Source organism: Pseudomonas sp. FEMGT703P, from assembly GCF_002786345.1.
In the GTDB taxonomy this organism is placed as follows: domain Bacteria; phylum Pseudomonadota; class Gammaproteobacteria; order Pseudomonadales; family Pseudomonadaceae; genus Aquipseudomonas; species Aquipseudomonas peli.
The window spans coordinates 47,062-68,173 of the sequence record NZ_PGCM01000009.1 but is presented as its reverse complement, the minus strand read 5'-3'; the positions used below and the strand labels follow the sequence as shown (position 1 = coordinate 68,173).

Annotated in this window: 16 protein-coding genes and 1 tRNA gene; 15 read left to right on the top strand and 2 right to left on the bottom strand. The window is 58.0% G+C overall.

Features of this window, described 5'->3' with window-relative positions:
* Positions 1–151 precede the first annotated feature (151 nt).
* Positions 152–228 (top strand) — tRNA-Asp (locus CUR33_RS13450).
* 286 nt (positions 229–514) lie between these two features.
* Here the strand turns inward: CUR33_RS13450 and CUR33_RS13445 are convergent.
* A complete protein-coding gene (locus CUR33_RS13445; RefSeq protein ID WP_448703166.1) occupies positions 515–1,555 on the bottom strand; it encodes an AraC family transcriptional regulator in 1,041 nt (346 codons plus the stop codon).
* Positions 1,556–1,785: 230 nt separating this feature from the next.
* Here CUR33_RS13445 and CUR33_RS13440 point away from each other — a divergent pair, with 230 nt between their 5' ends.
* The 5 genes from CUR33_RS13440 (at position 1,786) to CUR33_RS13420 (ending at position 8,050) form a co-directional block, all read left to right on the top strand.
* A complete protein-coding gene (locus tag CUR33_RS13440) occupies positions 1,786–3,819 on the top strand; it encodes an NADPH-dependent 2,4-dienoyl-CoA reductase (protein WP_289239968.1) in 2,034 nt (677 codons plus the stop codon).
* Between the two features lie 65 nt (positions 3,820–3,884).
* Positions 3,885–4,316, top strand: coding sequence for a nuclear transport factor 2 family protein (locus CUR33_RS13435; protein ID WP_289239967.1), 432 nt, complete (start codon positions 3,885–3,887; stop codon positions 4,314–4,316).
* Positions 4,317–4,578: 262 nt separating this feature from the next.
* Complete coding sequence (locus CUR33_RS13430; RefSeq protein ID WP_289239966.1) at positions 4,579–5,949, top strand: chromosome partitioning protein ParA; 1,371 nt, start codon at positions 4,579–4,581, stop codon at positions 5,947–5,949.
* 2 nt (positions 5,950–5,951) lie between these two features.
* Entirely contained in the window at positions 5,952–6,887 is a 936-nt protein-coding gene (locus CUR33_RS13425) for a 1-aminocyclopropane-1-carboxylate deaminase/D-cysteine desulfhydrase (RefSeq protein WP_170047981.1), read from the top strand.
* 53 nt (positions 6,888–6,940) lie between these two features.
* Positions 6,941–8,050, top strand: a complete 1,110-nt coding sequence (locus CUR33_RS13420; RefSeq protein WP_289239965.1) for a cyclic nucleotide-binding domain-containing protein — start codon at positions 6,941–6,943, stop codon at positions 8,048–8,050.
* A 1-nt stretch (position 8,051) separates the two neighbouring features.
* On the opposite strand, the gene CUR33_RS13415 is transcribed toward CUR33_RS13420, so the two are convergent.
* A complete protein-coding gene (locus tag CUR33_RS13415; RefSeq protein WP_289239964.1) occupies positions 8,052–8,999 on the bottom strand; it encodes a DUF1853 family protein in 948 nt (315 codons plus the stop codon).
* A gap of 183 nt (positions 9,000–9,182) precedes the next feature.
* Here CUR33_RS13415 and CUR33_RS13410 point away from each other — a divergent pair, with 183 nt between their 5' ends.
* From CUR33_RS13410 to CUR33_RS13370, 9 genes are all read left to right on the top strand, one after another.
* Positions 9,183–10,070, top strand: coding sequence for an NAD(+) kinase (locus tag CUR33_RS13410; protein ID WP_090252309.1), 888 nt, complete (start codon positions 9,183–9,185; stop codon positions 10,068–10,070).
* Complete coding sequence (locus CUR33_RS13405; protein WP_289239963.1) at positions 10,070–11,044, top strand: metallophosphoesterase; 975 nt, start codon at positions 10,070–10,072, stop codon at positions 11,042–11,044. Before CUR33_RS13410 ends, CUR33_RS13405 begins: the two co-directional genes overlap by 1 nt.
* Positions 11,041–11,910, top strand: a complete 870-nt coding sequence (locus tag CUR33_RS13400; RefSeq protein WP_289239962.1) for a rhomboid family intramembrane serine protease — start codon at positions 11,041–11,043, stop codon at positions 11,908–11,910. The genes CUR33_RS13405 and CUR33_RS13400 overlap by 4 nt, the downstream gene beginning before the upstream one ends.
* Before the next feature lie 46 nt (positions 11,911–11,956).
* Positions 11,957–12,220 carry a YeaC family protein gene (locus CUR33_RS13395; RefSeq protein ID WP_090252318.1) on the top strand — a complete coding sequence of 88 codons (264 nt, stop codon included), beginning with the start codon at positions 11,957–11,959 and terminating at the stop codon, positions 12,218–12,220.
* Complete coding sequence (locus CUR33_RS13390) at positions 12,220–13,056, top strand: DUF2797 domain-containing protein (RefSeq protein ID WP_289239961.1); 837 nt, start codon at positions 12,220–12,222, stop codon at positions 13,054–13,056. Before CUR33_RS13395 ends, CUR33_RS13390 begins: the two co-directional genes overlap by 1 nt.
* Positions 13,057–13,110: 54 nt before the next feature.
* Complete coding sequence (gene pepN / locus CUR33_RS13385) at positions 13,111–15,771, top strand: aminopeptidase N (RefSeq protein ID WP_289239960.1); 2,661 nt, start codon at positions 13,111–13,113, stop codon at positions 15,769–15,771.
* Positions 15,772–16,407: 636 nt separating this feature from the next.
* The gene (locus CUR33_RS13380) at positions 16,408–18,369 is read left to right on the top strand and encodes a DUF1302 domain-containing protein (RefSeq protein ID WP_289239959.1); all 1,962 of its coding nucleotides are present in this window, start codon (positions 16,408–16,410) and stop codon (positions 18,367–18,369) included.
* A gap of 66 nt (positions 18,370–18,435) precedes the next feature.
* The gene (locus CUR33_RS13375) at positions 18,436–19,806 is read left to right on the top strand and encodes a DUF1329 domain-containing protein (protein ID WP_090252329.1); all 1,371 of its coding nucleotides are present in this window, start codon (positions 18,436–18,438) and stop codon (positions 19,804–19,806) included.
* Positions 19,807–20,001: 195 nt separating this feature from the next.
* Entirely contained in the window at positions 20,002–21,093 is a 1,092-nt protein-coding gene (locus tag CUR33_RS13370; protein ID WP_244152875.1) for a WD40/YVTN/BNR-like repeat-containing protein, read from the top strand.
* Positions 21,094–21,112: the final 19 nt, after the last annotated feature.

Genomic DNA, 21,112 nt, shown 5'->3' with positions numbered 1-21,112 from the left:
TACCGGCCTGTCACGCCGGGGGTCGCGGGTTCGAGTCCCGTCCGCTGCGCCATATTTTCCAGCTTGAGTTCACTTAGGCTGAGATGAAGAAGCCCTTAAAGCTGATTCATCAGATGAAGCAAGAGTTGTACGGACGTAAGTCCACCGACATGCAGCGGTAGTTCAGTCGGTTAGAATACCGGCCTGTCACGCCGGGGGTCGCGGGTTCGAGTCCCGTCCGCTGCGCCATATAGGAAGCCCGCTGATAGCGATATCAGCGGGTTTTTTATTGCCTGCCGTCTAGGTCTTTGCTCCGAAGACGCGTTACGCGACAACTTGTCATCTTGCGTTCATCTGCCTGCTCTAGCTTGATTGGCATGCTCTTTGTTTATGCAATGAGTGGTTGCTGACATATCGAGTGGGAGGAACAGGCAATGGACGATTATCAAGAAGAGCTGCTGGAAGCGCGCGCCACCGAACAGGATGTGCCGGAGCGCGACGAAGACGCCACCGAGCTCTGATCCTTTTAGCGCTGCTAGAGCGCTCGGCGCTGCTCGCGGCGATATTCGCCTGGGGTTTGCTGGTTCCAGCGTTTGAAGGCGCGCTGGAAGGCTTCGGCCGAGGCAAAGCCGAGCAGGTAGGCGATTTCACCGAAGGCCAGCTCTGTGTCGCGGATATAGGCCATGGCCAGGTCGCGGCGGGTGTCGTTGAGAATGCTGCGAAACTGCGTGCCTTCCTCGGCCAGCTTGCGCCGCAGGGTCCAGGTGGGTAGCTGCAGGCGTGCGGCCACTTCGGCGAGGTCCGGTTCGCGGCCGTGCAGCAATGGGCCGAGCAACTGAGTAATGCGTTCGCGCAGGTTGCGGGTGCGGGTCAGCTGCGTGAGTTCCCGCTCACAGATTTCCAGCAGGTGCCGCCAGGTGCTTGGGCAGTGTTCCGGGTTGCGTAGGTTCAAGCTTTGCCGACTCAGGCGCAGCTGGTTGTGTTCACTGGCAAACTCCACCGGGCAGGCAAACAGCGCGGCGTATTGCGCCGCATAGTCAGGCGCAGGAAATTCGATCTGTACTTTCTCCACGGGCAGGGCCTGTTGCGCCAACTTGCACAGTTGCTGTGCCCAGCTGGCCAGTACCGAGTCGACCACGAAGCGGTTGTAGGCGTTGTACGGGCTGATCGAATAGAAGCGCAGCCAGGCGCCCTGAACGTCTTCATGCAGGCTGGATTGGCCACGGTAGTTGCTGGCATACAGCGGCTCAAAGCGAATCAGCGCGCGCGCCGCTTCCCGCACGGTCGGTGCCTGCATCGCCGTCACACCAGCCAGGCCCAGTTGGCTCAGGCGGCTGGTTTGCCCCATCAGCAGGCCCAGCCCAGGTTCGCTGCATTGCTGGATGGCACTATGGCCCAGGCGCATATAACGCGGAATCGACAGCCGCGCGCGCGGCTCGGCCAGGCGTGCGGCATCCAGGCCATAACTGTCGAGCAGCGGTTGTGGGTCCTCGGCGCAATGGCGCATGGCGTCGGCCAGGCTGTCGACAAATCCTACCGACAGGTCACCGAGTTTGACCCGTGTGCTTTTCAGCATTGCGTCGTTATCCCGACTGCGCCCAATCGTGTTGGGTATTTAGACAAGGCCTCTAGGGTAGGCAGGCGTATGGATTTTGCCAAGAACTGCTGCTCTTTTTGATCATTAGGTTGTTACTTTTAGTCATTGAGCTGTTCGGCGCAGCTGATTATCGTCTAGACCATATTCGACCGCGACCCGCTAAGAGGTTGCGGCATCCGTGAAAGCCAACACCCGATGTGGAGATATCCATGACTGCTCTGTACCCCAATCTGCTGGCCCCGCTTGATCTGGGCTTCACCACGCTGAAGAACCGCACCCTGATGGGCTCGATGCACACCGGGTTGGAAGAAAAGCCTAATGGTTTTGAGCGCATGGCGGCGTATTTCGCCGAGCGTGCCCGTGGTGGCGTTGGCTTAATGGTCACCGGTGGTATCGGCCCGAACGATGAAGGTGGTGTGTATTCAGGCGCAGCCAAGCTGACCACCCCGGAAGAAGCCGAAAAGCACAAGATCGTGACCCGCGCCGTGCACGCTGCGGACGGCAAGATCTGCATGCAGATTCTCCACGCCGGTCGCTACGCCTACAGCCCTAAATCGGTAGCGCCGAGCGCCATTCAGGCGCCGATCAACCCGTTCAAGCCGAAAGAGCTGGACGAGGAAGGCATCGAGAAGCAGATCCAGGATTTCATAAACTGCTCCGTGCTGGCCCAGCAGGCCGAGTACGACGGTGTGGAGATCATGGGGTCGGAAGGTTATTTCATTAACCAGTTCCTCGCCGCGCACACCAACCACCGTACCGACCGTTGGGGCGGTAGCTACGAGAACCGCATGCGTTTGCCGGTGGAGATCGTCCGTCGCGTGCGCGAGGCCGTCGGCCCGAACTTCATCATCATATATCGCCTGTCGATGCTGGATCTGGTTGAAGGCGGCAGCACCTGGGACGAGATCGTCCTGCTGGCCAAAGCCATCGAAAAAGCCGGCGCGACCCTGATCAATACCGGCATCGGCTGGCACGAAGCGCGTATTCCGACCATCGCCACCAAGGTGCCGCGCGCCGCGTTCACCAAGGTCACCGCCAAGCTGCGCGGCGAGGTCAGTATTCCGCTGATCACCACCAACCGCATCAACACCCCGGAAGTGGCCGAGCAAGTGCTGGCTGAGGGTGACGCTGACATGGTCTCCATGGCGCGTCCATTCCTCGCTGACCCAGACTTCGTCAACAAAGCGGCCGAGGGTCGCAGTGATGAGATCAACACCTGCATCGGTTGTAACCAGGCCTGTCTGGACCACACCTTTGGTGGCAAGCTGACCAGCTGCCTGGTCAACCCACGTGCTTGCCACGAGACCGAGCTGAACTACATTCCGACCACCACGGTGAAGAAGGTTGCCGTGGTCGGTGCTGGTCCTGCTGGCCTGTCAGCGGCCACTGTGGCCGCCGAGCGTGGTCACAGCGTGACTCTGTTCGATTCGGCCAGCGAAATCGGTGGCCAATTCAACGTGGCCAAGCGTGTGCCGGGCAAGGAAGAGTTCTTTGAAACCCTGCGCTACTTCAAGCGCAAGCTGGAAACCACCGGCGTTGATCTGCGCTTGAACACCCGCGTATCGGCTGATGACCTGGCTAAGGGTGGCTACGACGAGATCATCCTGGCCACCGGTATTGCGCCTCGCACCCCGGCTATTCCGGGTATCGAACATGCCAAAGTAATCAGCTACCTGGACGCCATTCTGCAGCGCAAGCCGGTCGGCCAGAAGGTTGCGGTGATTGGTGCGGGTGGTATCGGCTTCGACGTGTCCGAGTTCATCACCCATCAGGGCGAAGCGACCAGCCTCAACCGGGATGAGTTCTGGAAGGAGTGGGGCATCGACACCGCGCTGGAAGCTCGCGGCGGCGTGGCGGGCGTGCAGGCCCATCCGCATCCGGCGGCGCGTGAAGTGTTCCTGCTGCAGCGCAAAAAATCCAAAGTTGGCGACGGCTTGGGCAAGACCACGGGCTGGATCCACCGCACCGGTCTGAAGAACAAGAACGTGCAGATGCTTAACTCGGTCGAGTACCTCAAGGTCGACGACGCCGGCCTGCATATCAGCATCGCCGGTGGCGAGCCGCAGGTGTTGCCGGTGGATACGGTGATTGTTTGCGCTGGCCAGGACCCGTTACGTGAACTGCAGGAAGGCCTGGAAAACGCCGGGCAGAGCGTGCACCTGATTGGTGGTGCCGATGTCGCCAGTGAACTGGACGCCAAGCGTGCAATCAACCAGGGCTCGCGCCTCGCCGCCGAACTCTAACGCAATCGACGCCCCGCCTAGTGCGGGGCGTTTTGCATACGGCTTACAACAATAAGGAGAAGCCTGTGTCCGAAAATTCTCAACTACAAGCGGCCGCCGCCGCTACGCTCGCGCAATGGCACGCATTGATGCAGAACAACGACCTGCGCAGCCTGCCGGAATTGCTGCATCCGCAGGCGGTGTTCCGTTCGCCCATGGCCTACAAACCCTATACCGGTGCGCCCATGGTGTCGCTCATCCTCAACACGGTGAGCAAGGTATTTGTCGACTTTGCCTACCACCGCGAGCTAGCCAGCGCTGATGGACTCAATGTGGTGCTGGAATTCAGTGCAACAGTGGGTGAGCGCGAGCTGAAGGGTATCGACATGATTCGCTTCGATGAGGCTGGCAAAATTGTCGAATTTGAAGTGATGGTGCGCCCCATGAGTGGCCTGCAGGCCTTGGGCGAGGAAATGGGCCGGAGGCTGGCACCTTTTTTGGCCGCGGCAAAAGCCTGAGACGTTGCACCAAACCCATCACAGTTTCGCCCTGTCGGCCTGTTTTTAGCGGTCTGCTGGCAGGGTGACTGCCAACCCAGTCACATTGCTGGGCTTGGTTTTTCCCCTAGACTTGCCTGAACAAGGGTATAGCGCCTGCAACATAGGTATTGCTTAGCCCGTCAGATTGTTGGCAGTCTTGTCATGTGCGCCATTTTTTGCGCACCATGATCAAGATGAGTCACCGCTGAGCGGAGCCCCGTTTCGGCCTAGAGGAAAAGCGATGAGCATGCAGAACAAGCCACAGATGGTTGAGGCCGTACTGTTCTTTAGTGAGCGCGGTGGCATCTGCAAGCAAATGTTTTTCCCTGAGTTCGAAGCGTTGCTCGATGGCGTAGTGAATATGCCGGAGTTCGCCGACGAGCAGATGCGGGTGGCCTATGTGCTGATCAACCCGCGCTTGCTGATCAAGGCGCTGGTGTTTTTCTACCTCGATTTCGACGAAAAGGGTGCGCCGGATTCCGGTTGGAATATCCCCTTGCAGGCTTTGGCCGAGCGGGCAGGGCGCGGCCCTGATCTGGGTGCCGGACCGATTCGCCTGGCGTGCCGCAGCCAGTGTCCGGTGTCCTGGCACCAGATGCACCTGTGGGACCCCAGCCTGACCCCAGGCAATAACGACCTGGCACTGCTGCGCGATGTGGTCAAACGCAACAGCTTGGGGCTTCTCGCCGAAGATGAAAGCACTCAGGCGGTGGCCCCTGAGCGCTTGCAAATGGCTTCGGAGGATAAGTGGTACGCATCTGATCCCGCTCAGGAAGAAGCTGCCAAGGCCACCGAGAAGCTTGATCAGGAACAACGTCTGAAAGCTGCACAACTGATCAAGCAGCAACGTCTGCGCATCAGCAGCCTGACCCAGCAGCATGAGGAAGAGCTGGCCAAGTTCAAGTTGGCCAGCGATGAGCAGAGCAAGAACTTGCAGGCGCAAATCCACGGTCTGCACCAGGCCTTGCGTCAGCAAGAAGAGCACAATGCTGCGTTGAAGGCGCAGCTGGCTGCCCAGGCGGCCAGTTTCCAGACCTCCCGTGAGGAGATGACCGAGCAACTGCGGGCGCTGGAGCGTGATGGTCGCAGTGAGAGCGACAGCTTGCGCGTGCAGTTCGAAGGCGAGATGCAGGCCAAGATTGCTTCTGCAGTGGCTGAATACAAAGAGCAGATTGCCATTCGCGATGTCGAGCTGGCTTATCGCAGCGAGCAGGACACGCAAGCGCTGCAGGAGATCAATCGCCTCAAACGCGCATACGCTGATCTGGCCAGTCAGGGCGGTGATCAGATTCTCGAGCGCCTGGCCAAGCTCGGCGTGGTCTTTGTGGTCTATCACCCAGGCGCGGGTCACCTGACCATCCCGCTGCAGGACATCGCTGCCTACCAGGACAACCCGCTGGCCTATGCGGCAGCCAAGTGTTTTGTCAGTGAAGAGCAATACCGTCACTGGTTGGCGCATTATCAGAAGCCGAGTTGTGAGGCTTCTTTGCCCAGTGGCGAGCGTTGCGCCATCCCCATCGACCGTATCGATACGCCGAGCCGTTTTGTTTTGGGTGAATCCAATTGCTGTGCGCGGCACAAAGCCAGTAGCCGTTTGCGCACTGTCAGTTAACCTTGTCTGTTGTCCTGCCTGAGTGGGCGCCCCATGCCCCGTTGCGGCACTTTCCGTTGGATTGGTCGGTGGCTGCTGGAGTTGAGCTGGCGGTGCTGCGCCTTGACCTGCTCGACCCACTGATCAGCGGTAATAAATGGTTCAAGCTCACCCATCATCTGCGCGCTGCAGAGGTCGCTGGCGCCTCGGGCTTGATCAGCCTGGGCGGCGCGCATTCCAATCATCTGCATGCCCTGGCCGCTGCCGGTAAACGTTTCAATTTCCAGACGGTCGGGCTCCTGCGCGGCCATCCGCAGCAGACTCCGACTGTGGATGATCTGCAGGCCTTCGGTATGCAGCTGCACTGGCTGGGTTATGCGGGCTACCGGGCTCGACATGCGGCTGATTTCTGGTTGCCATGGCAAGCGCTTTATCCGGGTTTCTATCCAGTGCCGGAGGGCGGTGGTGGTCTGCCGGGTGCGCTGGGGTGTATGGGCTTGGTGCAGCACGTTCGCCAGCAGCTTCCAGCTCTGGGGTGGGCTGATTACGATGCCTGGTGGTTGGCAGCAGGGACGGGCACCACGCTGGCCGGTTTGCTGCTCGGTGAAGCGGCTGCGCATCCGGTGCATGCGGCGCTCGCTGTACCGGCGGATCATGGCGTCGAGCAGCAGGTGCAAACGATTATTCAGGCGGCCGGTATGCCGGTGGGGTCTTATCAGCTGCATGAGGCCAGCCGTGGTGGATTTGCCAAGGTGGATGCTGAATTGCTCCATTTTATGCAGGCGGCAGAAACGCAGAGTGGTGTGCCGCTGGAGCCGCTGTATACCGCCAAGGCATTAATGGCGTTGCGCCAGCAGGTCGAGGCCGGTTACTTTGCTCGCGGCAGTCGTTTGGTGTTTGTGCACACGGGCGGCTTGCAGGGCCGTGCCGCGGCCTTGCAGCAGGCGGCGAAAGCATGATCGGCCGATTAACCCAGCTACACTGAATTTCACCAGCGGAGCCTGGATACTCCATGAGCGAACCTCTTAACCCCGAACAGTTGCGCAGCCTGACGCCACTCAATGTGCTGTCTGAACAGCAATGGCGCGAATTGCGTGCGCAGTTGGTGCCGCAACCGTTGTTGGCGGGTCAGTTGTTGTTTCGCCCGGGGGATCAGGCGCGGCTGACCTATTACCTGCTGGCGGGTGAGCTATTGCTGCAATCGGTCGATGGACAGGCGCAGCGCTTGCAGGCTGGCAGTGAGGCCAGTTGTCACCCGTTGTCGCCGAGCCTGCCGCGCTTGCACGAAGCGCGGGCGCTGACTGATGTCAGTGTGCTGGCGTTGGACACCGCGACCCTCAATCGGCTGCTGACCTGGCGCCTGGCTTATCAGGATCTGCTACTCGAACTGGGGCAGGATCATGCCGAAGTCGAATGGTTGGAACGGCTGCTGGAAAACCCGCTGTTTGCCAAGGTGCCGCCGTCTAACGTACGCACTATGTTGGCACGCCTGCAGCGTGTCGAGCTGGCCGCAGGCAGTACCGTGCTGCAGGAGGGTGATGTCGGTGACAGCTGCTATTTCCTGAAAAATGGTCGGGCTGAGGTAATCCGCGGTGCGGGCAGCGCGCAGCAGGTGTTGGCCGAGCTGGAGATCGGCGCCTGCTTTGGTGAGGAGGCCTTGCTGGCCGACAGCCCGCGCAATGCCACGGTAACCATGCTAGAAGACGGCGTGGTACTGCGTCTGGATCGTCAGGATTTCTTTGCGTTGCTGAAGGCTCCGGTGGTCGATGAGGTGTCGCTCGGCGAAGCATCACGTTTGCTGGCGGCGGGCGCGCAGTGGTTGGATGTGCGCCTGCAGGAAGAATACGAGCGTGCCCATGCGCTGCAGTCGTTGAACATGCCGTTGCAATTGCTGCGTCTGAAAGCACGCTTACTGGATAAGACGCGTACTTATCTGTGTTACTGCGACAGCGGCAAGCGCAGCAGCAGTGCAGTGTTTCTACTTTCGCAGCTTGGCTACCGCGCCTATGCACTGCGTGATGGGGTGGATGCCTTGCCGGCGGTCCAGCGTGATGCGCTGCTCTGTGAGAGTGGTTCGGGCTATCTCGCGCGCTCGGGCGGTCGAACCGAGCGCAGCCTCTGAACTAGTCGCCCGGTTGCGCGGGCCAGTGGTCATTGACCAAAAATACTCGCTCGGCTTCCAGCCAATCATTCTGTGGGCCTTCAATCAGGCGTACGAGCAGCTGTGCGTTAGCATCGCTCGGTAGCGCCGCAAGCCATTGATTGAAATGCTCCCGCGACCATAAACACGCTTCTTCAATACACGCAGGCGCTAGCCAGGCGTGACGGTCCAATGGCTGCCATTGACCGGGTGCGTGCATGGCAAAGTCGATCCAGTCAGCACGATGCAGCCAACGCCCACGCAGGTGTTCCGGGTTGCCCTCTGCCGGCGCGGCATAGGATGGCTGCTGCCAGGGATAGAACAGATAACCGCCCAGCCACAGCGCCGACTGTGGCCGTTGAATATTCAGCTCGGTTAAGCGCTGTTGGGCTTCGGCGCGGGCCGACAACGGCAACTGGTGCTGGCCTAGATGCATTAGCTTGAGATCCAGGCGGTCGTGGCTGCCGGGGCCCAGCCAGTGCGCCAGATCCGTGCCATTGCATGACGGCTGACCCAGATACAGCTTGATGGCCAACTCCAGGTGATGCACGCCTTCCTCGTCACGCAGCAGCATGTCCAGCTCACCTAGGGTATGACCCTGTTGGCGGATGGGCAGGTTGGCGGCCAGTACCTCGACACCCGGTGCGGCATGCAGGGCAAACTGCCAGAGCCGTTCGTAATACAGCCCCAGGCGGCGGATTGATCGTTGGCTTAGCCACTGCTGCAAATCATGGCTATCGGCATCCAGGCTCAGCAGCCAGTCCGCCAAAGCGTCGGGTTGCTGGCTCCAGCGACTGGCTTTGAGTGGATGACGCTGTGGCCAGGGCGTCTGTGCCAGCAACGGCGGCGAGAGCAGCGCCCAGGCCAGGTCGCGCACAGCAGGCTGGCGCAACTGCGAAGGCAGGCCGGTGAGCAGAGGAAAGGGCGTCATGTTGCGAGCATAGCGCTTCAAGGCTAAGTGGCGTCGACTGCGCATCGGTGCGGCGGGTTTAAAAACCATTCACGCACCTTCAACGAGTTGTTAATCGATGCCATAGGCAGTCAGCGGTTTGCCGCTGCCATGGGCTTTCGCCCATAATCCGACCCATTAGATCCAGAGCCTGGCGGGAGCACCATGGAGCAGTTTCGTAATATCGGCATCATCGGTCGACTGGGCAGCACCCAGGTTCTCGACACCATTCGCCGGCTGAAGAAATTTCTGCTCGCCCGCCACTTGCATGTGATCCTCGAAGACACCATCGCCGAAGTACTGCCGGGCCATGGCTTGCAGACCTCGTCACGCAAGATTCTCGGCGAGGTATGTGATCTGGTGATCGTGGTCGGCGGTGACGGCAGCATGCTCGGCGCCGCCCGCGCCCTGGCTCGGCACAAGGTGCCGGTGCTGGGCGTCAACCGTGGCAGCCTGGGCTTTCTCACCGATATTCGCCCCGATGAACTGGAAGTCAAAGTGGCCCAGGTGCTCGAAGGGCATTATCTGACCGAAAACCGCTTTCTGCTGGAGGCCGAGGTGCGCCGTAATGGCGAGGCCATCGGCCAGGGTGATGCGCTCAACGATGTGGTGCTGCACCCGGGTAAGTCCACGCGGATGATCGAGTTCGAGCTGTTTATCGACGGCCAGTTTGTTTGTAGCCAGAAGGCCGACGGTTTAATTGTCGCCACACCGACCGGCTCCACGGCCTATGCGCTGTCCGCTGGCGGGCCGATCATGCACCCCAAGCTGGACGCCATCGTGATTGTGCCGATGTACCCGCACACGCTGTCCAGTCGACCGATTGTGGTGGATGGCAACAGCGAGCTGAAAATCGTCGTGTCCAAGGATCTGCAGCTGTATCCGCAGGTCTCCTGTGATGGACAGAATCACTTCACCTGCGCCCCCGGTGACACGGTCACCGTGGCCAAACGGCCGCAGAAGCTGCGCCTGATTCATCCGCTGGATCACAACTATTACGAAGTCTGTCGGAACAAGTTGGGCTGGGGTAGCCGGCTTGGCGGGGGGGCTTGATGCACCTCGATCCCGCTCGCGGTTACGACCTGATCGGCGATATCCATGGCTGCGCAAAAACCTTGGAACGCCTGCTCAGCACCCTGGGCTACCGCCAGCAGGCGGGGGTGTGGCAGCACCCTAAGCGTATGGCGATCTTTCTGGGTGATCTGGTCGACCGCGGCCCGCGCATCCGTGAAGCGTTGCATCTGGTGCGCGATATGGTCACGGCCGGACACGCGCTGTGCATCATGGGTAACCATGAGTTCAATGCCTTGGCCTGGAGTACGCCGGCCGCGCCTGGCAGCGGTCGGCAGTTTGTCCGTGAGCACACGCCACGGCATGCGCGGCTGATCAAGGAAACCCTGGAGCAGTTCGACGCTTACCCGGCGGAGTGGCAGGGTTTTCTCGACTGGTTCTACGAGTTACCGCTGTTTATCGATGCCGGGCATTTCCGTGTGGTGCACGCCTGCTGGGATGACAGCCTGATTGAGCCGCTGCGTGCGCAGTTTGCTGATGGCTGCATCGATGAGCATTTTCTCCAAGCCGCTGCCGTGCATGGCAGTTTTGCCAATACCGCGCTGGGTCGACTGCTGCGCGGCACTGATATGCGTTTGCCACATGGCATGACCCTGACCAGCGATGACGGCTTTACCCGCGCGCACTTTCGCACCAAATTCTGGGAAGAAGACCCACAAACCTACGGCGATATCGTCTTCCAGCCTGATGCTCTGCCGGAACTGGCAGCGCAGATGCCGCTCAGCGAGATGCAGAAAACCGAACTGCTTAAATACGGTGGTGATCAGCCGCTGCTGTTTGTTGGCCACTACTGGCGCAGCGGCAAACCCGCGCCGATTCGCAGCAACCTGGCTTGTCTAGATTACAGCGCCGTCTTGAATGGCAAGCTGGTGGCCTATCGGTTGGATCAAGAGACGCGTCTGGAGGCCAGTAAGTTTGTGTGGGTCGATGTCGACAGTCCGGAGGCGCGGCCATGAGCGCAGTCGCGGCAATGCGTTTGCCTGAGCATGTCGATCTGAGTGGTTTTATTACCTTGTTGCAGCGCTTGCAGGTGCCGCATCGGGTCGCGGAAGAGGCGGGCGAACAGGTGCTCTGGGTGCCCGGAGAGCAGTTAGCCGAGCAGGTGCGTGAGCTTTATGGGCGCTATCCGCAGGGCGATGCTGAGGTGCAGCTTGAACCGTCGCAGGGCTCTGCGGATGCTGCTCCGAGTTTTGCTCAACAGCTGAAAGCCAGTCGCATGACAGCTGTTGTCCTTGTGCTGACCTTTATCGCAGCCGCGATCACGTTGCTGGGCGATAACCTAGAGACGGTCAGTTGGCTGAGCTTTGTCGACTATCGGGTGCAAGGCGATTACATCTACTTCACCTACCTCAACGACACGCTGGCCAATGGTCAATGGTGGCGGCTGCTGACGCCGATGCTGATTCACTTTGGCATCCTCCATCTGGCGATGAACAGCCTCTGGTACTGGGAGCTGGGTCGGCGGATTGAGGCACGTCAGGGTGCCGTGATGCTCTTGGGGCTGTCCCTGCTGTTTAGCCTCGCAGCCAATTTCGCCCAGTACCTGCATGCTGGCCCATCGCTGTTCGGCGGCCTGTCCGGTGTGCTCTACGGCTTGCTCGGGCATTGCTGGATCTTCCAGCGGCTGGCGCCGACCCCCGCCTATCGCCTGCCGCCAGGGGTCTTGGTGATGATGCTGGCCTGGCTGCTGATTTGTATGACCGGCATTTTCGAGCTGCTGCAATTCGGCGCTATCGCCAACGCGGCGCATGTCGGCGGCCTGCTTGCCGGTTGTTTGACCGGGCTGGTCGGTGGCTCGCTGGCGCGTCGGCGACACAGTTAGTTCTTCTACAGGCTGGTAAACTGCCACTTTGCATTTGGAGGCGCGTATGTCGTCCTTTCTTGAAGCGATTGAAAACATCACCCCTGAGATCTACCAGAGCCTGAAATTGGCAGTGGAAATTGGCAAATGGCCGGATGGCCGCAAGCTGACTCAGGAGCAGAAAGAGCTGACCCTGCAGGCGCTGATCGCCTGGGAAACGCACAACCTGCCGGAAGAAGAGCGCATCGGTTATATGGGCCCGCAGGAGTGCAGCAGTAAATCCGCGCCTATCCCCAATCTGTTGTTCAAATCCTCGGATACCCTGCACTGATGAGTGAGTTGGCCCGTGGTGCCCTGAGCAAAATGGCGGCGCAGCTGGATGCGCCGGTGCAATACAGCTTTCGCTTAGGCGATGAGCTGCTGCCGGTTAATCCGTTGATCGGTAAGACCCTGCGTCTGGAGTTTTTAGGCGCGATCCACTGCACCCACTGCGGGCGTAAAACCAAGAGCAGCTACAGCCAGGGTTATTGCTACCCCTGCATGCAGAAGCTGGCGCAGTGCGATATCTGCATCATGAGCCCGGAGCGTTGCCACTATGAGGCCGGCACCTGCCGCGAGCCGAGTTGGGGCGAGCAGTTCTGCATGACTGATCATGTGGTCTACCTAGCCAACTCCAGCGGCGTGAAAGTAGGCATCACCCGCGCCACGCAGATTCCCACGCGCTGGATCGACCAGGGCGCGACTCAGGCCTTGCCGATTCTGCGGGTTGCCACCCGTCAGCAGTCCGGCTTTGTCGAAGACCTGCTGCGCAGTCAGGTGGCGGATAAAACCAACTGGCGTGCGCTGCTCAAGGGCGATGCCGCGCCGGTGGATCTGCTTGCCGTACGCGAGCAGCTGTTTGCCACGTGCAGCAGTGGGCTGACCGAGTTGCAGCAGCGCTTTGGCATCCAGGCCATTCAGCCGCTCAGTGATCAGCCGGTGGTGCAGATCAGCTATCCGATTGACGCCTACCCGGCCAAGATCACCAGCTTCAATCTGGACAAGAATCCGCTGGCCGAAGGCACCTTGCTGGGCATCAAGGGCCAGTACCTGATGTTCGACACCGGCGTGATCAATATCCGCAAATACACCGCTTACCAGCTGGCCGTCCACGAACTGGCCGCCTGAGTTACTTATTCGCGAACCCGGCGCCCGCGCGCCGCAGATAAAGGGCCACAAGCCATGCGCACCGAACAGCCGAAGATGATCTACCTCAAGGACTACCAGGCCCCGGATTATCTGATTGATGAAACGCACCTGACCTTCGAGTTGTTCGAGGACCATACCCTGGTGCATGCGCAACTGGTCATGCGTCGTAACCCGGCGGCAGGCACTGGTTTGCCGCCTCTGGTGCTGGACGGTCAGCAGCTTGAGCTGCTCAGTGTGGCGCTCGACGACCGCGAGCTGAGTGCCGGCGATTACCAGTTGAGCGACAGCCATCTGACCTTGCAGCCTACTAGCGCCAGCTTCGTGATCGACAGCAGCGTGCGCATCCATCCGGAAAGCAACACCGCGCTTGAGGGTCTGTACAAATCCAGCGGCATGTTCTGCACCCAGTGCGAGGCCGAGGGCTTTCGCAAGATCACCTATTACCTGGACCGCCCGGACGTGATGAGCAAGTTCACCACTACCCTGAGCGCCGTGCAGCATGACTACCCGGTGCTGCTGTCCAACGGCAACCCGATTGCCAGCGGCAGCGACGAAGGCGGTCGTCATTGGGCGACCTGGGATGACCCGTTTATGAAACCGGCCTACCTGTTTGCCCTGGTCGCTGGTGACCTCTGGTGTGTGGAAGACAGCTTTACCACCATGAGCAAGCGCGACGTGGCGCTGCGCATTTATGTCGAGCCGGAGAATATCGACAAATGCCAGCACGCCATGGACAGCCTGAAAAAGTCGATGAAGTGGGATGAAGAGGTCTACGGCCGTGAATACGACCTGGACATCTTTATGATCGTCGCGGTCAACGACTTCAACATGGGCGCCATGGAAAACAAGGGCCTGAATATCTTCAATTCCAGCTGCGTGCTGGCCAAGGCTGAAACGGCTACAGACGCCGCCCACCAGCGCGTTGAAGCGGTTGTAGCTCACGAATACTTCCACAACTGGTCGGGCAACCGCGTGACTTGCCGCGACTGGTTCCAGCTGTCGTTGAAAGAAGGCTTTACCGTCTTCCGCGATGCCGAGTTCAGCGCCGATATGCACTCGCGCACGGTTAAACGCATTGAAGACGTGGCTTATCTGCGCACGCACCAGTTCGCCGAAGATGCTGGCCCCATGGCCCATCCCGTGCGCCCGGACGCCTTTATGGAAATCTCCAACTTCTACACCCTGACGGTGTACGAAAAAGGCTCGGAAGTGGTGCGCATGATCCGCACCCTGGTCGGTGCAGAGGGCTTCCGCAACGGCAGCGATTTGTACTTCGCGCGCCACGACGGTCAGGCTGTGACATGCGACGATTTTATCCGCGCGATGGAAGAGGCCAATGGCATCGACCTGACCCAGTTCAAACGCTGGTACAGCCAGGCTGGCACACCGCGGCTGGAGGTCACTGAAAGCTACGACGCGGCGGCCAACAGTTATCGCCTGCACTTTCGCCAGAGCTGCCCGGCCACACCCGGGCAGACTGAGAAGCTGCCGTTTGTTATCCCGGTCGAGCTGGCTTTGCTCGATGCTCAGGGGCGTGAGCTGCCGCTGCAACTGGTCAGTGAAAACGCTGCCTTGGGCACTTCCCGCGTGCTGCAAATAACTGAAGCCGAACAGGCGTTCACCTTTGTCAATCTGGCGGAAAAACCGCTGCCGTCCTTGCTGCGCGGTTTCTCTGCACCGATCAAGCTGAGCTTCCCTTACAGCCGTGATCAACTGATGTTCCTGATGCAGCACGACAGCGATGGCTTCAACCGCTGGGAAGCTGGGCAGCAACTGTCCGTGCAAGTGCTGCAGGAGCTGATTGGTCAGCATCAACGTGGTGAGCCGCTGGTGCTTGATCAGCGCCTGGTCGAGGCCTGCCGTACGCTGCTGGCCGATGAATCGCTGGATCAAGCCATGGTTGCCGAGATGCTCTCGCTGCCAGGTGAAGCCTATCTGACAGAAATCAGCGCGGTGGCCGATGTCGAAGCCATCCATGCCGCCCGTGAATTTGCTCGCAAGCAACTGTCGGATGCGTTGTTCGAGCTGCTGTGGGCGCGCTACCAGCGTAACCGTGAGGTGTCCCGTACCAGCACTTATGTGGCCGAGGCCGAGCACTTCGCCCGGCGCAGCCTGCAGAACATCGCGTTGTCTTACCTGATGCTCAGCGCCAAGGCTGAGGTGTTGGCGGCTTGTTTGGAGCAGTTCGAGAACGCTGACAACATGACCGAGCGTTTGACTGCGTTGGCGGTGCTGGTCAATTCGCCGTTCGAAGCCGAAAAGGCAACTGCCCTGGCCAGCTTCGCCGATTTCTTCAAGGACAACCCGTTGGTTATGGATCAGTGGTTCAGCGTGCAGGCAGCTTGCGCCTTGCCGGGTGCGCTACAGCGTGTTGAGCAACTGATGCAGCATTCGGCGTTTACCCTGAAGAACCCGAATAAGGTTCGTTCCTTGATCGGTGCGTTTGCTGGGCAGAACCTGCTGGGTTTCCATCAGGCTGATGGCAGCGGCTACCGCTTCCTGGCCGACCAGGTTATTACCCTGAATGCCCTCAACCCGCAGATCGCCTCGCGTTTGCTGGCGCCGCTGACTCGTTGGGCTAAATATGGCAGTGCACGCCAGGCTCAAATGAAAGAGCAGCTGCAACGCATTCTGGCTTCGGGTGAGTTGTCTAGCGACGTGTATGAAGTGGTCAGCAAGAGTCTGGCTGGTTAATCGATCAGCGGTAACAAAGTAGGGGCGGTCATGTTGCCCCTACTCAAATCTGTATGTGTCTGATCGTTTTTCGATCAATTCGTTAATACTAAAGACCGATCAAGCAGGCCCTTGTGCAATGCATGGGGTTAGATGCTCTTCACGAAGTCCTTCCGAGTCGCATAAAAGTGTTACCCGCTTTGATCCGGTAACACTTTTTGTGTTACCTGATTAGATGTAAGCAAAGTTTGCACAATATGAATTGGCCTGCTTGGCTTGACCTTGGCCGATTTGTTTGAAGCGTCTGAGGGCTTAATCCCGGGTGGGGTGACTGATCACGCCAGATGGTAGGACAAAATAGGAAAAATCCATCACCGCATACAGTTGATTGGTTGCTGAATGATCAGTCATAAAATGGTTTTATGGTTTGAGTTGTGTGTTGCTGATTTTTTTATACGGTCGTTTGAATTGGCACCATGGTTGCAAGGAGCTAAATTGATTTGACCTCGTCATGGTGCACGCCAAACAGTGAGGTGCGTGTAAGCGCGTTGGGAGCTTGCCTTCCAATCAACATTTAAGGCCGTCATCAGTATGGCCATAACGTGCCTCAGCGGTTGGGGTACAAAAAAGATGATCTGTCCACGGAGTAATGTTTCGATGGAAATTAAGTCCCGTAAGCCCGTATTGCGTTTCGCACCTGCTAAAGCAGGTTTTGCTTTTGTCGGCATTCTTCCACTCCTGGTGGCGGCCCATGCCCAAGCTGTGGAATTCAGCTTCGCAGACAATGAAATCAGCGGCTCCATCGATACCACCGTGTCCTACGGCCAACTCTGGCGCGTACAAGGTCAGGACAAGACCAACAACGATATCAATACCAACGACGGTAACCGTAACTTCGGTACTGGCTTGGTTTCTGAAGTCTTCAAAGTCACTTCCGATATGGAAGTGACCTACCAGAATTACGGTGCCTTTGTGCGCGGCACGGCGTTCTATGACACCCAAATCATGGATAAGCGTAACGACTACTACGACTCCAGTCTGGCGTATCAGCCAAGCCAGAATGTACCGAAAGACGACAGCTTTACCCGTGGTACCCGTCACTCGGCCGGCCGTAACGCAGAAATTCTCGATGCCTATGTTTACGGCAACTGGGATGTCGCCGACATGCCTGTTGGCGTGCGCTTCGGTAAGCAGGTATTTAACTGGGGTGAAGGTTTGTTCTACCGCGGTGGGGTAAACACCACCAATCCAGTAGACGCCGGTAAGTTCCGTCTGCCAGGTGCAGAAGTCAAAGAAGTGCTGGTTCCAGTTGAGGCGCTGAGCTTTAGCGTTGGCCTGACTGACAACATTTCCATGGATGCTTTCTATCAGTTCAATTGGAAAGAGTCGGCGATTGATCCAGTAGGTACTTTCTTCTCCGAAACTGACTTGTTCGGTGAGGGTGGAAATACTGCTTACAATAATTTCGCAGGCACTAACCTTGCGCCGGCTATTCCAGGTTATCGGAACTTGTCCGCGTTCGCTGGGCCTCTAGCGGCGGGTACTGGGCTTTATGCTTCTGGCGTCAACACTTCATTTGGGAATATTCTACAAGTTGCTGATGTTACCAGTGATATTAATGCTAAAAATGATGGTCAGTATGGATTCTCTTTTAAATATATCGCTGAAGAGCTAAATTCAACGGAGTTTGGTGCTTATTTGGTTAACTATCACGCCAAAGAGCCTACTATATATGCGGATCTGAATGGTTATAAGGGTGTTAATATAGCTAATTTGGCTGCGTTCAACCCAGGTACTGGGGCGCTGGGTGTTGCAACTGCTGGTGGTTTGGCTACGATTGATCTTCTGGGTTCTACTCAGGCTAAGCGTGAGTATGCTGAAGATATTCGCATGTATGGTTTTAGCTTCAATACAACAATTAACGAAACTTCTGTTTTTGGCGAGCTGGCATATCGGCCTAATTTGCCAGTTGGTATTGCTGCTACAAACGATCTCTTGGGTGATCTTGTTTTACAGGGCGCTAAGCTTGCGGATAACTCAGGTACTTTGCCTGGTGCTGGTACGGCGCTTATTTCTGGGCGTCAGATCACGCGTGATGGTTCTGTAAGCAACTACCGTCGTGTTGAAGCATTTAATTCGTCTATCGGTGCTATCCATAACTTTGGCAATGTCTTAAGTTTTGACTCGCTGTTTGGTGTCGCCGAACTTGCGTCGGAACATGTTCGTGGAGATAGTCTGAAATATAGCTCTGTAAATGGTGAGCGTTGCATCGCGGGTCGTGCTAACACCTCCTACTCCACCGATGCGGCCATGGCCAAGCAAGACTGTGCAACGTCTGATGCTTATGGCTACACGCTGGTACTGTCAGGTACTTGGAACGATGTATATGCGGGTGTAAACCTGTCGCCATTTACTGTCTTCAAGCATGATTTCCAGGGTAATGGCCATCAGACCGGTAACTTTATTGAAGATCGCAAGGCTTACACCGTAGGTCTTCGCGCCAGTTACCTGAACAGCCTGGAAGCTGAAATTCAATACACCGAGTTTATGGGCGCCGGTCAGAGCAACTCGGGTCGCGACCGCGACAACGTCGGCTTGAACGTCAAGTATTCCTTCTAAACATAACTAGAAAATATCGAGTGCCTGCGGGCACTCGGTTGCTGACTTATTTCACGGAGAATCAAGATGCTGAAAAAGCACACGTTGATGGGGGCCGCGATTGCGCTGGCACTGTCCGCTGGCAGCGCGTTCGCTGCGGTTTCGCCTGCAGAAGCAGCCAAATTGGGCGCAAACCTCACCCCGTTCGGTGCCGAGAAAGCCGGCAACGCGGCGGGCACTATTCCTGAGTGGAACGGTGGTATCACCAAGGCTCCGGCGGGTTACACCACGCCAGGCCAGCACCACGTCGATCCGTTTGCAGATGACAAGCCGCTGTTCACCATCACCAAAGCCAACCTGGATCAGTACAAAGACAACCTGACCCCAGGTCAGATTGCGATGTTCAACACCTACCCGAACAGCTACCAGATGCCGGTCTATCAGACTCGTCGCTCCGGTTCTGCGCCGCAGTGGGTGTATGACAACACCATCAAGAACGCTACTACTGCCAAGTTGCTGGATGGCGGCAACGGCTTCTCCGACGCCTACGGCGGCATCCCGTTCCCGATCCCGCAAAATGGCGTAGAAGCGTTGTGGAACCACATCGCACGCTACCGTGGTACCTACATTGTGCGTCGCGCTTCGGAAGTTGCCGTGCAGCGTAACGGTAGCTACTCGCTGGTGACCTCGCAGCAAGAAGCGATGTTCAAGTTCTACAACCCGAAAGGGACTGCAGCAGATCTGAACAACATCATGTTCTACTACCTGTCCTTCACCAAGAGCCCGGCGCGTCTGGCAGGTGGTGCGGTACTGGTGCACGAAACCCTGGATCAGGTAAAAGAGCCGCGTCAGGCTTGGGGCTACAACGCCGGTCAGCGTCGCGTACGTCGCGCGCCGAACCTGGCTTATGACACCCCGATCGCTGCCGCTGACGGCCTGCGCACAGCAGACGACACCGACATGATCAACGGTTCGCCAGATCGTTATGACTGGAAACTGGTGGGCAAGAAGGAAATCTACATTCCTTATAACAGCTACAAAGTCACCAGCCCTGAAGTGAAGTACAAGGACCTGCTGCAAGTCGGCCACCTGAACCCAGCGTTTACTCGCAACGAGCTGCACCGTGTTTGGGTGGTTGAAGGTACGCTGAAGTCGGGTGCTCGCCACATCTATTCCAAGCGCACCCTGTTCCTCGACGAGGACAGCTGGCAAGCAGCAGTGGTTGATCAGTACGACGGTCGCGGTGATCTTTGGCGCGTGTCGATTGCCTACCTGAAAAACTACTACGACCTGCCGACCACTTGGTCTGCACTGGATAGCTTCCACGACCTGCAAGCCCGTCGTTACCATGTGCAGAACTTGGATAACGAAGAGCCAAGCACCATCGACTTTAGCCAGGCTGTGCCGGATGACGGTTACTTCAAGCCTGCTGCGCTGCGTCGCCGCGGTACGCGTTAATCCGCGTGTAGGTTGAGCAAAAGGCCGCTACTGTTGTAGCGGCCTTTTGCTATTTGTCAGCCAAACAGGGCATGGTAGACGGGCGGGTTTAACAAAACATAACGTCGCGCCGATTGTCAGGCCTTTTGAAAGCTCAGTAGGATAGGCGCACTGCTATAAGGGTAGTGCTACCTATAAGAATAAGGGGGAAGGTATATGAGTGAGCCCGTCATGCGGCGCACCCAGGCCGGTCGTTCTGTGGGGTCGTCCCACACGCCGGAGTTCCGCGTCCACTCGCCACTGACTAAAGCGCTTTCGCTGTGCAGTGTGCTGTCCATGCTGATGCTCGCCAGTGCGCCAATGCACGTGCAAGCTGAAACCGTCAAAACTGAAGTCCAATCCGTTGTATCGGCCAAAGCTCAGCACAGCTTGTTGCTGGATATTGTCAGTGTTGGCAAGCGCTTGGTGGCTGTAGGCGATCGGGGCCACATACTCTTTTCCGATGACGATGGCGGCAGCTGGACACAAGCTAGCGTGCCATCCAAGCAGATGTTGACTGCCGTTTTCTTCCTCGACGATAGCCATGGTTGGGCTGTCGGTCACGATGCGCAGATTCTCGCCAGCAGCGATGGCGGCGCCACCTGGGTGAAGCAGTTCGAAGATCTTGAGCGCGAAGCGCCGTTGTTGGATATCTGGTTCAAGGACCGCAACAACGGTTTTGCGGTGGGTGCCTATGGTGCTTTGCTGACCACTACCGATGGCGGTACAACCTGGGAAGACGTCAGTGAGCGTATGGACAATGAGGATGCCTATCACCTCAATGCCATTGTCGAAGTGAAAGATTCAGGTCTGTTTATCGTTGGCGAGCAGGGTGTGATGTTCCGCTCACCTGATTGGGGGCAATCCTGGGAAACACTGGAAAGCCCGTATGAAGGTTCACTGTTTGGTGCGCTCGGTACCGGCGAGCCCGGTGCGGTGCTGGCCTATGGCCTACGGGGACACTTGTTCCGCTCTGCAGATTTCGGCAGCACGTGGGAGCGTATTTCGCTCAAAACGGCGAACAATGGTGAGCTGGAGTTTGGCTTAGCCAATGGTGCCATATTCAAGGATGGCAGCATCGTGATTGTCGGCCATGGTGGCAGCGTGCTGCGTAGCATCGACAAGGGGCGTAGTTTCAGCGTCCTAAATCGTCCTGATCGTTTGTCCTTGGCTGGCCTTGCCATGGATAACAGCGGCCGCATGATCCTCGTCGGGCAGGGTGGCGTACATGTTTCCGCGCCGACTGATGCCAGTCTTGGCCAACAATAATAAGCTGGGGTAGCGTTTG

Excerpts from the sequence above, each read along its gene's own strand:
- CUR33_RS13390 (WP_289239961.1), top strand. The coding sequence starts at position 12,220 with ATGAGTGAGTTGGCCCGTGGTGCCCTGAGCAAAATGGCGGCGCAGCTG.
- CUR33_RS13375 (WP_090252329.1), top strand. The coding sequence starts at position 18,436 with ATGCTGAAAAAGCACACGTTGATGGGGGCCGCGATTGCGCTGGCACTG.
- CUR33_RS13430 (WP_289239966.1), top strand. The coding sequence starts at position 4,579 with ATGAGCATGCAGAACAAGCCACAGATGGTTGAGGCCGTACTGTTCTTT.
- CUR33_RS13400 (WP_289239962.1), top strand. The coding sequence starts at position 11,041 with ATGAGCGCAGTCGCGGCAATGCGTTTGCCTGAGCATGTCGATCTGAGT.
- CUR33_RS13380 (WP_289239959.1), top strand. The coding sequence starts at position 16,408 with ATGGAAATTAAGTCCCGTAAGCCCGTATTGCGTTTCGCACCTGCTAAA.
- pepN (WP_289239960.1), top strand. The coding sequence starts at position 13,111 with ATGCGCACCGAACAGCCGAAGATGATCTACCTCAAGGACTACCAGGCC.
- CUR33_RS13440 (WP_289239968.1), top strand. The coding sequence starts at position 1,786 with ATGACTGCTCTGTACCCCAATCTGCTGGCCCCGCTTGATCTGGGCTTC.
- CUR33_RS13370 (WP_244152875.1), top strand. The coding sequence starts at position 20,002 with ATGAGTGAGCCCGTCATGCGGCGCACCCAGGCCGGTCGTTCTGTGGGG.
- CUR33_RS13445 (WP_448703166.1), bottom strand. The coding sequence starts at position 1,555 with ATGCTGAAAAGCACACGGGTCAAACTCGGTGACCTGTCGGTAGGATTT.
- CUR33_RS13420 (WP_289239965.1), top strand. The coding sequence starts at position 6,941 with ATGAGCGAACCTCTTAACCCCGAACAGTTGCGCAGCCTGACGCCACTC.
- CUR33_RS13410 (WP_090252309.1), top strand. The coding sequence starts at position 9,183 with ATGGAGCAGTTTCGTAATATCGGCATCATCGGTCGACTGGGCAGCACC.
- CUR33_RS13395 (WP_090252318.1), top strand. The coding sequence starts at position 11,957 with ATGTCGTCCTTTCTTGAAGCGATTGAAAACATCACCCCTGAGATCTAC.
- CUR33_RS13405 (WP_289239963.1), top strand. The coding sequence starts at position 10,070 with ATGCACCTCGATCCCGCTCGCGGTTACGACCTGATCGGCGATATCCAT.
- CUR33_RS13415 (WP_289239964.1), bottom strand. The coding sequence starts at position 8,999 with ATGACGCCCTTTCCTCTGCTCACCGGCCTGCCTTCGCAGTTGCGCCAG.